The sequence below is a fragment of the Nocardioides montaniterrae genome, assembly GCF_054782655.1.
This window is the reverse complement of the sequence record NZ_BAAGSB010000014.1, coordinates 1-14,931: the sequence shown is the minus strand read 5'-3', so window position 1 is coordinate 14,931 and position 14,931 is coordinate 1. Positions and strand designations below refer to the sequence as shown.

The window sequence follows — 14,931 nt, the reverse complement described above, 5'->3', positions numbered from 1 at the left end:
CGTGGCCCGGCTCTGCGTTCTCGATGACGTGACCTGGGACGGCGCTGCCGTCCCGGGTGAGCGCACCCGGGCGCTGCTGCGTGCGCTGGTCGCGGCCGGCCCTCGTGGGCTGCGCGACGCCGCACTCGTCGACGAGATCTGGGCCGACGACCTCCCGGCCACGCCGGGCAAGGCGCTGCAGGTGGTCGTCTCCCGCGCCCGCTCGGCAACGGCGGCGACCGCGATCGGCCGTACTGCGGTCGGCTACCGGCTCGCCCTGGCCACCGAGGAGGTCGACGCCTGGGCGTTGCGACCCGTCGGGCTGCGGCTGGCCGCCGAGGGCGCGTACGCCGACGCGCTTCCGCTGCTCGAGCGCGCGGCTCCTGACGCCGAGGTGACGACAGCCCTGCTGCGGTCGATCGCATCCGTGCGGGGAGTGCCCGCGGCACTGGACCACTACGAGCTGATCCGCTCCGACCTGGCCGATCGGCTGGGCGTCGATCCGTCGCCCGAGCTGCAGGAGCTGCACCGCGAGCTGCTGGTCAGCGACCGGCCGGTCCGCTCGGGCGTGCACCACTACGCGTCCAGCCTGGTCGGGCGCGACCAGGACCTCGCCGACCTCCGGGGGCTGCTGCGCACCCACCGGGTCGTGTCGATCCTGGGTCCCGGCGGACTCGGCAAGACGCGCCTCGCCCAGCTCGCGGCCGCGTCGGCCGAGCAGCCGGTCGTCCACGTCGTCGAGCTGGTCGGTGTCGTCGACCCGGAGGACCTGGTCGGCGAGGTCGGGTCCGCGCTCGGCGTACGCGACTCGGTGAGCGGACGCCGGACCCTGACGCCCGAGCAGCGCCGAGACGTCCGCACGCGGATCGCGCAGCAGCTCGACCAGGCCTCGACCCTGCTGGTTCTCGACAACTGCGAGCACCTCATCACCGAGGTCGCGGACCTCGTCGCCTTCCTCGTGGCCGCCGCGCCGCGGCTGCGGGTGCTGACCACGACCCGCACCCCGCTCGCCATCGCTGCCGAGCGGGTCCTCCCGTTGCGCACCCTCGGGCGGGACGAGGCGGTCGAGCTGTTCACGCAGCGGGCCGAGGCGGCCCGTCCCGGTGTGGTGCTGCCGGCCGAGCACGTCGACGCCATCGTGGCCCGTCTCGACGGGCTTCCGCTCGCCATCGAGCTGGCCGCGGTCAAGGTGCGCGCGATGAGCGTGGCCGATGTCGCGGCCCGGCTCGAGGATCGCTTCGCCCTCCTGCGTGGCGGCGACCGCAGCGCCCCCGATCGTCACCAGACCCTGCTGGCCGTCATCGACTGGTCCTGGAACCTCCTGGGTGGCCCGGAGCGAAGGGCCCTGAGCCGTCTCTCGGTCTTCCACGACGGCTTCTCGATGGACGGCGCCGACGCGGTGCTCGGAGCGGACGCGTTCGCCGCGGTGGAGCACCTGGTCGACAACTCGTTGCTCGCCGTCACCGAGGAGGCCGACGACATCCGTTACCGGATGCTCGAGACGGTCCGTGAGTTCGGCAGGCTCCAGCTCGCCGCGGCCGGCGAGCAGGAGGCCGCCGCGGCCAGCCAGCGGGACTGGGCGACCGGCTTCTGCCGCACCCACGGCCTGCTGATGTTCACCCCCACCCAGGTCGAGGCCGTACGCCGCGTCCGCGGGGAGGTCAACAACCTCGCCGACGTGCTCCGCCAGGCGATCGCCGTGGGCGACCGGCCCACCGTGGTGGTGCTGCACAGCGTGCTGGGCGGCTACTGGGCGCTGGTCGGCGAGCACCACCGCGCCTTCAGCCTGAGCTCCGCTGTCCTGGACACGCTCGATGGCTGGGACCCGCCGGCCGAGCTCGTCGAGCCGGCCCGCGTGTCGCTCGCCAGCTGCCTGATGGGCTCGGTGCTCACCGGCTCGGCGGACACCGCCCAGGTCGAGCGCGTCGCCCGGCGCCTCGGTACCGGCTCGACCAGCCCCCACCTGGGCACGATGCTCCAGATCCTCCTCGCCCACGAGCTGCAGGGGTACGACGAGGAGCTCGTCGACCGGCTGCTGGCCGATCCCGACCCGAGGGTCCGCGCCACGACGTACCAGTTCCTCAGCCACGAGCGCGAGAACTCCGCCGATCCCCAGGGCGCCATGGAGGCTGCGACGACCGCGCTCGAGCTGACGACCGATGAGCACGGCCCGTGGCTGGGCGCGATCCTGCACGCCCAGCTGTGCGGCCTCCACGCCCAGGTCGGCGATGTCAGCGGGGCGGCCAGGCACGCGACCGCCGCGCTCCCTGTCCTGCGGCGCCTCGGCGCGACCGACGACGTCATCCAGACCGAGGCCGTGCTGGGGATGGCTGCGCTCGAGCAGGGGCAGCTCGACGACGCCGAGCGCATCCTCGAGGCGATCGACGAGCTCGGTGTGCAGGGTCCGCTCGGCTCGCGCGGTTCGGTCTTCACCCTCCGCGGCGAGGTGCTTCTCGCTCGCGGTCAGACGCGCGAGGGTCTGGCCTGCTTCCGCGATTCCGTCGCGGCGATGAGGCAGCTGCGCTTCCCGGTGGCCGACGAGAGCTCCGGCCTGCTGCCGTGGGTCGTCTTCGCCGAGGCCGGCGCGCTGGCGGCGTACGTCCGCCACGGCGACGGCGACGAGGGCGCCGACCTCTACGCCATCCTCACGGCGAAGGCCGTGGCCGTGCTGCAGGAGGCGCGCCAGATGCTCGACCTGCCGGTGTCCGGCGTGCTGCTGTTCGCCGTCGGCCTCTGGGCGCTCCACCACCGATCGTTGCTGCCCGACGACGCCGTCCGCCTGCTCGTGGTGGCCGACCGCTTCTCCTACTACCGCTTCGCGCCGGCGTTGCGGTGGGCGCAGGCTCGGGCCGACGCCGAGAGCCTGGCGCCCGGTGCGAGCGCCCGGGCCGAGGAGGAGTACGCCGGGCGCCGCGGAGCTGAGCTGCTCGACGACGCCCGGCGCCTGGTGGACCGGCTGTTCTAGCTACATCTTGCGGGCGTAGCCGCGGACGGCCAGGGGCAAGAAGATCGCGACGACGCACCCGCAGCCGAGCAAGGCCCACAGCACGTTGAGCGTCAGGTCGCCGTTGTTCATCAGGTCGCGGGTCGCGGCGATGACGAGGTGGACCGGGTTGACCTTCACGAACGCCTCCAGCCAGCCGGGCAGCGAGTTGAGCGGCACGAAGGCGTCGGAGAGGAAGGTCAGGGGGAACATGATCATCATCCCGATGCCCTGCACCGCCTGGGACGAGCTCAACCGGGTGCCGAGCCAGATGAAGATCCACGACATCGACCAGCCGGCCGCGACCACGAGCAGCCACCCGGCCAGGACGCCGAGCACGCCGCCCGCCGGTCGGTAGCCCATGAGCAGGCCGGTGAGGATGGTCAGGGTCGCGGCGACGGCGTACCTCACCAGGTCGGCCAGCGCCGGCCCTGCCAACGGTGCGATCCGGGAGATGGGCAGCGACCGGAACCGGTCGAAGACGCCCTTGTCCATGTCCTCGCGGAGCTGGGTGCCGGCGGCCATGCAGGCCGTGAGCGAGGTCTGGGCGAGCACGCCGGTGATGATGATCGGCAGGTAGGCCTGCACGTCGCCGGAGACCGCGCCGCCGAAGATGTAGGCGAACATCGCGGTGAAGAGCAGCGGCTGGATGATGACGTCGAAGGACTGCTCGAGGTTGCGGGTCATCTTCTTGAGCGCCCGCCAGGCCATCGCCATCGTCTGCTGGTAGGTCTCGGCCAGGCTGGGCCGCACGGTCAGCGGGCGGCTCTGCGTCTCAGCCGAGCGGTCCGTCACTGCGACGGTCGTGGTGGGTGCGCTCATGCGACGTCCTCCTGGCTCTCGTCCTCGGTGTGGTGCCCGGTGATGGTCAGGAACACCTCGTCGAGGGTGGGTTGCTGGACGGTGGCAGCGGTGATGGAGATGCCCGCGGTCCGCAGGGCGATCAGTACGTCGGCCGCGCGGTTCGCGTCGCTCAGCGCGATGTTGAGCCCGCCCGCCTCAGGCGTCAGGACCGGTGGCTCGCCGAGGACGCCTTCGACGAGACGCGCTGCCTCGGCGGTCGTCTCGCGGTCCTCGAGCCGTAGCTGCAGGGTGGAGCTGCCGACGCTGGCCTTGAGCTCGGCCGGCGTACCTTCGGCGACCTTGCGGCCGCGGTCGATGACGGCGATCCGATCGGCCAGCTGGTCGGCCTCGTCGAGGTACTGCGTGGTCAGCAGGATCGTCGAGCCGGCGGCGACCAGCTCACGGATGGTGTCCCACATCTGGCCGCGGGTGCGCGGGTCGAGCCCGGTGGTCGGCTCGTCGAGGAAGATCAGCGGTGGCCGGGAGATCAGCGACGCGGCGAGGTCGAGGCGCCGGCGCATGCCTCCGGAGAACTTCTGGATCTGCCGGTCGGAGGCCTCGGTCAGGCCGAAGCGCTCGATCAGGTCGGCGGCGGTGCTCCGAGCCTGCTTGCGGGACTGGCCGAGCAGGCGGCTGAAGAGCATCAGGTTCTCGGTGGCGGTCAGGTTCTCGTCGACCGAGGCGTACTGCCCGGTGACGCCGACGAGCTGGCGGACCTGGTGCGGCTGGGTGGCGACGTCGACGCCGAAGATGGAGGCGCTCCCGCCGTCGAGGGGGAGCAGGGTCGCGAGCATCGAGAGCATGGTGGTCTTGCCGGCGCCGTTGGGTCCCAGGACGCCGTACACCTCGCCCCGGCGTACCTGCAGGTCGATGCCGTCGACGGCGCGGAAGCCGTCGAAGGTCTTCACCAGGCCGGTAGCCTCCACCGCATGCGCGGAGCCGCCGTGGTGCGGGCCGGGATCGCCGGCCGTCGTGATGGTGGTGGTCATGGGGGAGACCCTGCAGCGGACCGGTTTCAATTCGGTTTCAGCGCGTGCAACCGGAGCGTTCCGCAGGCCCGATGTCACATGAACATGCAGGGATCTGTATAGTTATGCACATGGACAAGATCAGCGTCGCCGTCGCAGGTGCGAGTGGGTACGCCGGGGGCGAGGTGCTCCGGCTGCTGCTGGGACATCCCGCCGTCGAGATCGGCGCCCTGACCGCCGGATCCAACGCGGGGGAGCTGCTCGGCAGCCTCCAGCCCCACCTGCTGCCACTGGCTGACAGGGTGCTGCTCGACACCACGATCGACAACCTTGCCGGGCACGATGTCGTCTTCCTCGGCCTCCCGCACGGCCAGTCCGGCGCGATCGCCGCCCAGCTCGGCGACGACACGATCGTGATCGACTGCGGCGCGGACTTCCGGCTGGAGGACGCGGCCGAGTGGACCAAGTTCTACGGCTCCGACCATGCCGGCACCTGGCCCTACGGCCTGCCCGAGCTCCCCGGCAACCGGGCAGTGCTCGAGGGCGCCAAGCGGGTCGCCGTTCCCGGTTGCTACCCGACCATCTCCAGCCTCGCGCTGGCTCCGGCCGTCGCGGCCGGGCTGGTCGAGCCCGAGGTCGTCGTGGTCGCCGCGTCCGGCACCAGCGGCGCGGGCAAGTCCGCCAAGGCGCACCTCCTCGGCAGCGAGACGATGGGCAACACCAGCGCGTACGGCGTCGGCGGGGTCCACCGGCACACCCCCGAGATCACCCAGAACCTCGGTCGCCTCACCGACCAGCCCGTGAAGGTCTCCTTCACCCCGCTGCTGGTCCCGATGAGCCGCGGCATCCTGGCGACCTGCAGCGCCCCGATCAAGCCTGGCGTCACGGCCGAGCAGGCTCGGCAGGCGTACGTCGACGCGTACGCCGACGAGCCGTTCATCCACGTCCTGCCGGCCGGTCAGTGGCCGCAGACCCAGAGCGTGCTCGGCTCCAACGCCGTGCACCTGCAGGTCGCCCTCGACGAGACCGCCGGGCGGCTCGTCGTCGTCGGCGCGATCGACAACCTCGCCAAGGGCACCGGCGGCGCCGCCGTACAGTGCATGAACCTGGCCCTCGGTCTCCCCGAGACGACCGGCCTCACGACCGTAGGAGTAGCGCCGTGACCACCCCGCAGACGTTCAACCTGGCCCGCTACCCCGAGACGCTGGCGATCGTGAAGCTCGCGGCCGGGGCCGAGATCCCGACGTGGGCCGAGTCCTCGTCGCTGTTCTCGATCACGGCGACCGCTACCGAGACCTCGCTCATCTGCGCGGGCCGCAGCGTCCCCACGAAGGCGCCGCACAAGAAGCCGTTCACGGCGTTCTGCGTGACCGACGAGCTCACCTTCGACCAGGTCGGCGTGCTCGCGGGCCTGCTGGTCCCGCTGGCCGAGGCCGGCATCTCGATCCTGACCATCTCGACCTTCGACACCGACTGGATCCTGGTGCCGACGCATGACGCCGACAAGGCCGAGGAGGCATGGCGACGATCGGGGCACGAGATCACCGCCGCCGTTCCCGCACACCTCTCCTGAAGGCAGATCCCAGCATGAGCATCACCCGTCCCGCAGGCTTCGTCGCTGCCGGCGTACCGGCCGGCCTCAAGTCGACCGGTGCCAAGGACGTCGCCCTCGTCGCCAACCTCGGCCCCCGCTTCGACTCGGCCTCGGTCTTCACCAGCAACCGCTGCAAGGCCAACCCGATCCTGTGGAGCGAGCAGGTCGCCAAGGACGGCGTGGTCAAGGCCGTCGTGCTCAACTCGGGCGGAGCCAACTGCTACACCGGCCCCGACGGCTTCCTGACCACGCACCTGACCGCCGAGAAGGTCGGGGAGCTCCTCGGCATCGGTGCCGGCGACGTCATCGTCTGCTCCACCGGCCTGATCGGTCTGGCCAACGACCGCGACGACCTGCTCACCGGTGTCACCGCCGCCCACGCCGCGCTGAGCAGCGACGGTGGCGACGACGCGGCCCACGCGATCATGACCACCGACTCGGTCAGCAAGCAGGCGGTGGTCGAGCGCGACGGCCCGGACGGCACGTGGTCCATCGGCGGCATGGCCAAGGGCGCGGGCATGCTCGCCCCGGCGCTGGCGACCATGCTCGTAGTCATCACCACCGATGCGATCGTGCCGGCCGACGAGCTCGACAAGGCGCTGCGTGCCTCCACCCGGGTCAGCTTCGACCGGCTCGACTCCGACGGCTGCCAGTCGACCAACGACACGGTGACCGTCCTGAGCAGTGGCGCCAGCGGCGTCACGCCGAGCGCCGAGGAGTTCACCGAGGCCCTCACCGAGCTCTGCACGACGTTGGCCAAGCAGCTCCTCGCCGATGCCGAGGGCGCCAGCCACGAGATCGCGATCACGACGATCAACGCCGCCTCCGAGGAGGACGCCGTCGAGGTCGGCCGCAGTGTCGCCCGCAGCAACCTGTTCAAGGCCGCCGTCTTCGGCAACGACCCCAACTGGGGCCGGATCCTGGCCTCGGTCGGCACCACCCGGGCGGCGTTCGACCCCGCCGACCTCGACGTGGCCGTCAACGACGTGTGGGTCTGCAAGCGGTCCACGCCGGCCGCTGACCCGGCCACCGTCGACCTGACGCCACGCTCGGTGACGGTGACCATCGACCTCAAGTCCGGCGACGCGCAGGCGACCGTCTGGACCAACGACCTGACCCATGCCTACGTCCACGAGAACAGCGCGTACTCCTCATGAGCGAGATGACCGAGAAGCAGCCGGGCCGCCCGGACCAGACCAAGGCCAAGATCCTGGCCGGGGCCCTGCCCTGGCTGAAGGCGTACCACGGAAAAATCGTGGTCATCAAGTACGGCGGCAACGCCATGACCGACGAGAGCCTGAAGCAGGCGTTCGCCGAGGACATCGCGTTCCTGCGCTTCGCGGGCTTCCGGCCCGTCGTGGTGCACGGAGGAGGGCCGCAGATCTCCACGATGCTCGACCGGCTCGGGATCGAGTCGGAGTTCCGCGGCGGCCTCCGCGTGACCACGCCCGAGGCCATGGACGTCGTACGCATGGTCCTGGTCGGCCAGGTCCAGCGTGAGCTCGTCGGCCTGATCAACGAGCACGGTCCGCTCGCGGTCGGCCTGTCGGGCGAGGACGCCGGCCTGTTCACCGCCACCGCCACCGGCACCATCGTCGACGGCGAGGAGGTCGATCTCGGTCTGGTCGGCGAGGTGACCCACGTGCGTCCCGAGTCGGTGATCGACCTGATCGAGGCCGGCCGGATCCCCGTCGTCTCCAGCGTCGCCCCCGACGTGGACGGCGTGGTCCACAACGTCAACGCCGACTCGGCGGCGGCCGCCCTGGCCGCCGCGCTCGGCGCGGTCAAGCTCCTCGTCCTCACCGACGTCGAGGGCCTCTACGCGTCGTGGCCCGACCCCGAGGAGGTCATCGGCGAGATCGCCCCCGACGCCCTCGAGGAGATGCTCCCGAGCCTGGCCAGCGGGATGATCCCCAAGATGGGCGCCTGCCTGCAGGCGGTCCGCGGGGGAGTCGAGCGCGCGACGGTCGTCGACGGCCGCGAGCCGCACGCCGTCCTGCTTGAGCTGTTCACCGACGAGGGTGTCGGCACGCAGGTCCTCCCGGGCGTCTCCACCAAGACGCGCAAGGCACGGGCGGTGGGCAAGTGAGCCAGCACGCCTGGACCGAGAGGTACGCCGACGTGCTGATGAACACGTTCGGCACGCCCAAGCTCGTCCTGGTCAGGGGCGAGGGGTCGCGTGTCTGGGACGCCGACGGCCGCTCCTACCTCGACATGCTCGGCGGCATCGCCGTCAATGCTCTCGGCCACGCTCACCCGGCGCTGGTCTCCGCGGTGACCACCCAGCTGCTGACGCTCGGCCACATCTCGAACTTCTTCGCCAGCGAGCCGCAGATCGCGCTCGCCGAACGGCTCGCCGCCATGCTCCAGGGCTCGGCGGTCGGCCAGGATCCGGCGGTCGGCCAGGATCCGGTGGTCGAGCCCGTGGAGACCAAGGTGTTCTTCACGAACTCCGGCGCCGAGGCCAACGAGGCTGCGTTCAAGCTGACCCGGCGCACCGGCCGGACCAAGATCGTCGCGACGGAGGGCTCGTTCCACGGCCGCACGATGGGTGCGCTCGCGCTGACCTCCAAGGCCGCCTACCGCGAGCCCTTCGAGCCGTTGCCCGGTGGCGTGGTCTTCGTCCCCTACGGCGACGTCGCGGCGCTCGAGTCCGCGGTGGACGACACGACCGCCGCGGTCCTCGTCGAGCCGATCCAGGGTGAGGCCGGAGTCGTCGTACCTCCTCTCGACTACCTGTCGGCCGCCCGTCGGATCACCCACGACCACCAGGCGCTGCTCTGGCTCGACGAGATCCAGACCGGCATCGGCCGGACCGGCACCTGGCTGGCGCACCAGAACGTCGCGCTGGTCGACACCCCGGTCGTGCCGGACATCGTCACGCTCGCCAAGGGGCTGGCCGGTGGCATCCCGATCGGCGCGTGCCTGGCGACCGGTGGCTCCGGCAAGCTCTTCGACCCGGGCAACCACGGCACGACCTTCGGGGGCAACCCCGTCGCGGCGGCTGCGGCCCTGGCGGTCCTCGACACGATCGAGAAGGACGCGCTCCTCGCCCACGCCACGAAGGTAGGGGAGCAGCTCCGCACCGGTCTCGCGGCCGACCCGCGGGTGACGGAGATCCGCGGCGCGGGCCTGCTGATCGGCCTGGACCTCGCCGAGCCCAAGTCCGCCGAGGTCCTCGCGGCCGCCCAGGACGTCGGATTCATCGTGAACGCTCCGACGCCCCAGCGGATCCGCCTCGCGCCCCCGCTGGTGCTGACCGAGGCCGAGGCGGCAGAGTTCGTCGCTGCCTGGCCCGCCATCCTCGACAACGCAGGAGTTGCCTCATGACTCGTCACTTCCTGCGCGACGACGACCTGACTCCGGCCGAGCAGGCCGAGGTGCTGGACCTCGCCAGCCGACTCAAGGCCGATCCCTTCAGCGCCAAGCCGCTCCAGGGCCCGCACACCGTGGCGATGATCTTCGACAAGCCGACGCTGCGCACGCAGGCGTCCTTCGCCGCCGGGATCGCCGAGCTCGGCGGCAACCCGCTCGTGGTCGACGGGACCCTCGCGGGCATCGGCAAGCGCGAGTCCGTCGCCGACGTGGCCCGTGTGCTCGGCCGCCAGGCCAGCGCCATCGTCTGGCGCACCTACGCGCAGGCTGCCCTCGATGAGATGGCCGCGATGTCCGGCGTACCCACCATCAACGCGTTGACCGACGAGTTCCACCCCTGCCAGCTGCTCGCAGACCTGCTCACGATCCGTGAGCACAAGGGCGCGACCACTGGCCTGACGGTGGCGTTCCTCGGAGACGCCGCCTGCAACATGGGCAACTCGTGGGCGCTGGCCGGCGCGATGGCCGGCATGCACGTCGTCTTCGGCTGCCCCGAGGGCTACGAGCCTGACAGTGGAGTGCTGGAGAAGGCGACCGGCATCGCCAAGGAGACCGGTGGCTCGGTCCGCATCGCTGCCGATGCCACCGTCGCCGTCCACGACGCCGATGTCGTGGTCACCGACACGTGGGTCTCGATGGGCAAGGAGGACGAGGCCGCCGAGCGCAAGGCGGTCTTCGGGCCGTACGCCGTCACCGCCGAGCTCATGTCGCACGCCAAGGCCGACGCGATCGCACTGCACTGCCTACCCGCCTACCGCGGCACCGAGATCGACGCCGAGGTCCTCGACGGTCCGCAGAGCGTGGTGTGGGACGAGGCCGAGAACCGTCGGCACGCGCAGAAGGCCGTGCTGGCCTGGCTCTGGCAGCACCGGAGCGCCGGTGACTGAGCACGCGTTGACCCCGCTGACCAAGAACGCCCGCCAGCAGCTCATCACCGAGCTGCTCGGTGGGCGTGAGGTGCGCTCGCAGCCCGAGCTCGCCGAGCTCCTGGCAGCACGGGGTGTGCACGTCACGCAGGCCACGCTCAGCCGCGACCTCGTCGACCTCGACGCGGTCAAGGTGATCGGCGCCTCCGGCGCCAAGGTGTACGCCGTCCCGGCACTGGGCGGCTATCGCACCCCGATCGCCGGCGAGTCGGCTGCGGCCAACCACCGGCTGGCCCGGCTCGCCTCCGAGCTCCTGGTCAGCGCCGACGCGAGCGCCAACCTCGTCGTCCTCCGCACCCCTCCGGGTGCGGCCCAGTTCCTCGCCAGCGCCGTCGACCGTGCGGACCTGGCGGATGTCCTCGGCTGCATCGCCGGGGACGACACGGTCCTCATCATCGGACGCGACCCGGCCGGCGGCGACGCCCTGGCCCGCAAGTTCACCGCTCTCGCAGAAGGAAACGAATAGCCCCATGTCGAAGGTCCTCACCTCCCTTCCTGTCGGCGAGAAGGTCGGCATCGCCTTCTCCGGCGGTCTCGACACGTCGGTCGCCGTCGCGTGGATGCGCGACAAGGGCGCGATCCCGTGCACCTACACCGCCGACATCGGCCAGCCCGACGAGCCGGACATCGCCGGCGTCCCGATCCGTGCGCGGCAGTACGGCGCCGAGATCGCCCGCGCGGTCGACATCAAGCCCCAGCTCGTCGAGGAGGGCCTGGCCGCCCTCGCCTGCGGTGCGTTCCACATCCGCTCCGGCTCCAAGGCCTACTTCAACACCACGCCGCTGGGCCGCGCCGTCACCGGCACCATGCTGGTCCGGGCGATGCAGGCCGACGACGTCAACATTTGGGGCGACGGCTCGACGTACAAGGGCAACGACATCGAGCGCTTCTACCGCTACGGCCTGATGGCCAACCCCGAGCTGCGCATCTACAAGCCGTGGCTCGACACCGACTTCGTCACCGAGCTCGGCGGCCGCCACGAGATGTCCGAGTGGCTCGTCGCGCACAACCTTCCCTACCGCGACGCCACCGAGAAGGCCTACTCCACCGACGCCAACATCTGGGGCGCCACCCACGAGGCGAAGGTCCTCGAGCACCTCGACGTCTCGCTCGAGATCGTCGAGCCGATCATGGGCGTGAAGTTCTGGGACCCGACGGTCCAGATCGAGACCGAGGACGTCACGGTGACCTTCGAGGCCGGCCGCCCGGTGGCGCTCAACGGCACGAGGTACGACGACGCAGTGGCGCTGGTCCTCGAGGCGAACAAGATCGGTGGCCGGCACGGTCTCGGCATGTCCGACCAGATCGAGAACCGGATCATCGAGGCCAAGTCGCGCGGCATCTACGAGGCGCCCGGCATGGCGTTGCTCTTCGCGGCGTACGAGCGCCTGCTCAACGCGGTCCACAACGAGGACACGCTCGCGAACTACCACAACCAGGGCCGCAAGCTCGGTCGCCTGCTCTACGAGGGTCGTTGGCTCGACCCGCAGTCGCTGATGCTGCGCGAGTCGATCCAGCGCTGGATCGCCTCGCTGGTCACCGGCACCGTCACGCTGCGCCTGCGTCGCGGCGACGACTACACGATCCTCGCGACCGAGGGCTCCAACTTCTCCTACCACCCCGAGAAGCTCTCGATGGAGCGCGTCGAGAACGCTGCGTTCGGTCCGACCGACCGCATCGGCCAGCTGACCATGCGCAACCTCGACATCGCCGACAGCCGCGCGAAGCTCGAGATGTACGCCGGCCAGCCCCTCGACCAGGGCACGGTGCTGGTCGAGAACGGCACCCTGTTCGGCGAGCTCCCGTCGGGCGGCTACGACCAGATCACCGCCAACCCCGACGTCGCCGACGACGAGCTGATCGGCGACATCGAGATCGCCCAGGACGAGGCCGCCATGGAGCAGGGCACCGACTGACCCATGAGCGCACCCATCCACCGCATCGCTGCGCGCCTCCTGCCGGTCTCGCCGGCCGGTCGCGTCCTTCTGCTCCAAGCGCAGGACCCGGCTCGTCCCGGCGACCTGCACTGGATCAGTGTCGGCGGTGCCGTCGACCCGGGAGAGACCCATGAGCAGGCCGCGGTCCGCGAGCTGTTCGAGGAGACCGGACTGACCATGCCCGCAGCGGCCGTCATCGGCCCGATCGGGACCGGCACGCACCCGTTCTCGTGGAACGGGCAGGACTACGTCTCGCACTCGACGTTCCTGGCCGTCCCGCTCGACGAGGACGTCGAGGTCCACTTCGAGGGTCTCGACGCGGGCGAGGCCGGCAACATCGTCCGCGCGGAGTGGTGGACACCCGAAGCGCTCGAGGCGGATGGCTCGGCCGCCTCGCCCGACATGCCCGAGATGATGCGTGCGGCCGCGGCCGCCGTACTGAGCAAGAGGTAGACCAGTGAGCAGCAAGGACGTCAGCACCACCAACGAGGGCAAGCTCTGGGGCGGTCGCTTCGAGGGTGGCCCCTCGCCCGAGCTCGAGGCGCTCTCGCGCTCGACGCACTTCGACTGGCGGCTGGCCCTCTACGACATCGCCGGCTCCCACGCCCACGCGAAGGCGCTCGGGGCCGCTGGCCTCCTGACCGGTGCGGAGGAGATCGAGCTGCACCGTGGGCTCGACGTCCTCGCCGAGCGCTTCACCAGCGGCCAGCTGCTGCCGGCGGCGTCGGACGAGGACGTCCATGGTGCGCTCGAGCGGCTGTTGATCGAGGAGGTCGGCCCCGACGTCGGTGGCAAGCTCCGTGCCGGTCGCTCGCGCAACGACCAGATCGCGACGCTCTTCCGCTGCTACCTGCTCGACCACGGTGCGCGGATCAGCGAGCTGGTGCTCGACCTCGTCGAGGCGCTCGCCGGACAGGCCGATCAGCACCTGGGGGAGAAGCCCGCGATCATGCCGGGGCGCACCCATCTCCAGCACGCCCAGCCGGTGCTGCTCTCGCACCACCTGCTGGCCCACGCCTGGACCCTGCTGCGCGACGTCGACCGCCTGGCCGACTGGCGCGACCGCGTCGAGTCGGACTCGCCGTACGGCTCCGGTGCCCTCGCGGGCCAGAGCCTCGGTCTCGACCCCGAGCTGGTCGCCCGGGAGCTGGGCTTCACCGGCTCGACGGCGAACTCCATCGACGGTACGGCGTCCCGCGACTTCGTCGCCGAGTTCGCCTACGTCACCGCGCAGATCGGCATCGACATCAGCCGGATCGCCGAGGAGATCATCCTGTGGGCGACCAAGGAGTTCGACTTCGTGACGCTGCACGACTCCTGGTCGACAGGGTCGAGCATCATGCCGCAGAAGAAGAACCCCGACATCTCCGAGCTCGCTCGTGGCAAGGCCGGCCGTCTCGTGGGCAACCTGACCGGCCTGCTCACCACCCTCAAGGCGCTCCCGCTCGCGTACAACCGTGACCTGCAGGAGGACAAGGAGCCGGTCTTCGACTCCGTCGACACCCTCGAGGTCCTGCTGCCGGCGTTCACCGGCCAGGTAGCCACCCTCGTCTACAACACCGGGCGGATGGCAGAGCTCGCGCCGCAGGGCTTCTCGCTGGCGACGGACATCGCCGAGTGGCTGGTGCGCGAAGGGGTGCCGTTCCGCATCGCGCACGAGGTCGCGGGCGGTTGCGTCCGCGTGGCGGAGGCCAGGGGAGTGGAGCTCGACGAGCTGACCGACGAGGAGTTCGCAGCTGTCTCGCCGGCGCTCACCCCGGACGTCCGTCTCGTGCTGACCGCCGAGGGCTCGGTCGGCTCCCGCAACGGCCGCGGGGGCACGGCGCCCGTGCGCGTCGCCGAGCAGCTGGAGCAGCTCCGCGACCGCGTCACGACCGCTCGTGGAGCGCGCTCCCAGGCGTAGGACGGGGCCCGTGGTGCAAAAGGGGCACCCCGATTTGTGGCTCCCCAGGGGTGTCTGTAATGTTCTCTTTGTCGCCGCAAGGGGGCCAAACACCGGGGTAACACCCGGGAGGCCACCACAGCAGCGACCGGCCGCCGAAGGGCGGGGTCAGCGTCAAGTTGACCGAGAACTGCAACGTGAGTAGCGTTGCTCAGGTTGCGCCGCGAAAGGGCGCCGGGTCACCGGCGAGACACGCGGCTGCGTCTGATGTTTGAGAACTCAACAGTGTGTCATGCATTTTGATTGTTGTGAAATGTTTGTGCGGCAACCGAGTGGTTGTCGGAGTATTTCGGCAATTGATGAATTCTAGACAACGTGATGTTGTCGGGGTTTGTCTTTGTTGGGTTTGAATTTTCTTATGGAGAGTTTGATCCTGGCTCAGGA

At 70.6% G+C, this 14,931-nt stretch carries 13 protein-coding genes; 11 read left to right on the top strand and 2 right to left on the bottom strand.

What is annotated here, in order from left to right; genetic code table 11:
- Nucleotide 1 precedes the first annotated feature (1 nt).
- Complete coding sequence (locus ACYVJ3_RS15280) at nt 2-2,944, top strand: ATP-binding protein (RefSeq protein ID WP_460853920.1); 2,943 nt, start codon at nt 2-4, stop codon at nt 2,942-2,944.
- On the opposite strand, the gene ACYVJ3_RS15275 is transcribed toward ACYVJ3_RS15280, so the two are convergent.
- Both ACYVJ3_RS15275 and ACYVJ3_RS15270 read right to left on the bottom strand, forming a co-directional pair.
- Nucleotides 2,945-3,784: an ABC transporter permease gene (locus ACYVJ3_RS15275; RefSeq protein WP_460853919.1), complete on the bottom strand. Its 840-nt coding sequence runs from the start codon at nt 3,782-3,784 to the stop codon at nt 2,945-2,947.
- Nucleotides 3,781-4,794 carry an ATP-binding cassette domain-containing protein gene (locus tag ACYVJ3_RS15270; protein WP_460853918.1) on the bottom strand — a complete coding sequence of 338 codons (1,014 nt, stop codon included), beginning with the start codon at nt 4,792-4,794 and terminating at the stop codon, nt 3,781-3,783. The genes ACYVJ3_RS15275 and ACYVJ3_RS15270 overlap by 4 nt, the downstream gene beginning before the upstream one ends.
- A gap of 104 nt (nt 4,795-4,898) precedes the next feature.
- On the opposite strand from ACYVJ3_RS15270, the gene argC reads away from it, so the two are divergent.
- The 10 genes from argC to argH are packed head-to-tail and all read left to right on the top strand — an operon-like array spanning nt 4,899 to nt 14,508.
- Nucleotides 4,899-5,936, top strand: coding sequence for an N-acetyl-gamma-glutamyl-phosphate reductase (argC, locus tag ACYVJ3_RS15265; RefSeq protein WP_460853917.1), 1,038 nt, complete (start codon nt 4,899-4,901; stop codon nt 5,934-5,936).
- Nucleotides 5,933-6,346 carry an ACT domain-containing protein gene (locus ACYVJ3_RS15260; RefSeq protein WP_460853916.1) on the top strand — a complete coding sequence of 138 codons (414 nt, stop codon included), beginning with the start codon at nt 5,933-5,935 and terminating at the stop codon, nt 6,344-6,346. The genes argC and ACYVJ3_RS15260 overlap by 4 nt, the downstream gene beginning before the upstream one ends.
- Nucleotides 6,347-6,360: 14 nt before the next feature.
- Nucleotides 6,361-7,524, top strand: a complete 1,164-nt coding sequence (gene argJ, locus ACYVJ3_RS15255) for a bifunctional glutamate N-acetyltransferase/amino-acid acetyltransferase ArgJ (protein WP_460853915.1) — start codon at nt 6,361-6,363, stop codon at nt 7,522-7,524.
- Nucleotides 7,521-8,456: an acetylglutamate kinase gene (gene argB, locus ACYVJ3_RS15250; RefSeq protein WP_460853914.1), complete on the top strand. Its 936-nt coding sequence runs from the start codon at nt 7,521-7,523 to the stop codon at nt 8,454-8,456. Before argJ ends, argB begins: the two co-directional genes overlap by 4 nt.
- 38 nt (nt 8,457-8,494) lie before the next feature.
- Nucleotides 8,495-9,697 carry an acetylornithine transaminase gene (locus ACYVJ3_RS15245; protein ID WP_460853974.1) on the top strand — a complete coding sequence of 401 codons (1,203 nt, stop codon included), beginning with the start codon at nt 8,495-8,497 and terminating at the stop codon, nt 9,695-9,697.
- Nucleotides 9,694-10,629, top strand: a complete 936-nt coding sequence (gene argF, locus ACYVJ3_RS15240) for an ornithine carbamoyltransferase (RefSeq protein ID WP_460853913.1) — start codon at nt 9,694-9,696, stop codon at nt 10,627-10,629. Before ACYVJ3_RS15245 ends, argF begins: the two co-directional genes overlap by 4 nt.
- Nucleotides 10,622-11,134 (top strand): arginine repressor, encoded by a 513-nt coding sequence (locus tag ACYVJ3_RS15235; protein ID WP_460853912.1) that lies wholly within the window; start codon nt 10,622-10,624, stop codon nt 11,132-11,134. The genes argF and ACYVJ3_RS15235 overlap by 8 nt, the downstream gene beginning before the upstream one ends.
- Before the next feature lie 4 nt (nt 11,135-11,138).
- Nucleotides 11,139-12,584 carry an argininosuccinate synthase gene (gene argG / locus ACYVJ3_RS15230; RefSeq protein ID WP_460853911.1) on the top strand — a complete coding sequence of 482 codons (1,446 nt, stop codon included), beginning with the start codon at nt 11,139-11,141 and terminating at the stop codon, nt 12,582-12,584.
- A gap of 3 nt (nt 12,585-12,587) precedes the next feature.
- The gene (locus ACYVJ3_RS15225; RefSeq protein ID WP_460853910.1) at nt 12,588-13,058 is read left to right on the top strand and encodes an NUDIX hydrolase; all 471 of its coding nucleotides are present in this window, start codon (nt 12,588-12,590) and stop codon (nt 13,056-13,058) included.
- A 4-nt stretch (nt 13,059-13,062) separates the two neighbouring features.
- The gene (gene argH, locus ACYVJ3_RS15220) at nt 13,063-14,508 is read left to right on the top strand and encodes an argininosuccinate lyase (protein WP_460853909.1); all 1,446 of its coding nucleotides are present in this window, start codon (nt 13,063-13,065) and stop codon (nt 14,506-14,508) included.
- The last annotated feature ends 423 nt before the right edge of the window (nt 14,509-14,931 follow it).

Excerpts from the sequence above, each read along its gene's own strand:
- ACYVJ3_RS15275 (WP_460853919.1), bottom strand. The coding sequence starts at position 3,784 with ATGAGCGCACCCACCACGACCGTCGCAGTGACGGACCGCTCGGCTGAG.
- ACYVJ3_RS15270 (WP_460853918.1), bottom strand. The coding sequence starts at position 4,794 with ATGACCACCACCATCACGACGGCCGGCGATCCCGGCCCGCACCACGGC.
- argC (WP_460853917.1), top strand. The coding sequence starts at position 4,899 with ATGCACATGGACAAGATCAGCGTCGCCGTCGCAGGTGCGAGTGGGTAC.
- argJ (WP_460853915.1), top strand. The coding sequence starts at position 6,361 with ATGAGCATCACCCGTCCCGCAGGCTTCGTCGCTGCCGGCGTACCGGCC.
- argB (WP_460853914.1), top strand. The coding sequence starts at position 7,521 with ATGAGCGAGATGACCGAGAAGCAGCCGGGCCGCCCGGACCAGACCAAG.
- ACYVJ3_RS15245 (WP_460853974.1), top strand. The coding sequence starts at position 8,495 with ATGAACACGTTCGGCACGCCCAAGCTCGTCCTGGTCAGGGGCGAGGGG.
- argF (WP_460853913.1), top strand. The coding sequence starts at position 9,694 with ATGACTCGTCACTTCCTGCGCGACGACGACCTGACTCCGGCCGAGCAG.
- argG (WP_460853911.1), top strand. The coding sequence starts at position 11,139 with ATGTCGAAGGTCCTCACCTCCCTTCCTGTCGGCGAGAAGGTCGGCATC.
- ACYVJ3_RS15225 (WP_460853910.1), top strand. The coding sequence starts at position 12,588 with ATGAGCGCACCCATCCACCGCATCGCTGCGCGCCTCCTGCCGGTCTCG.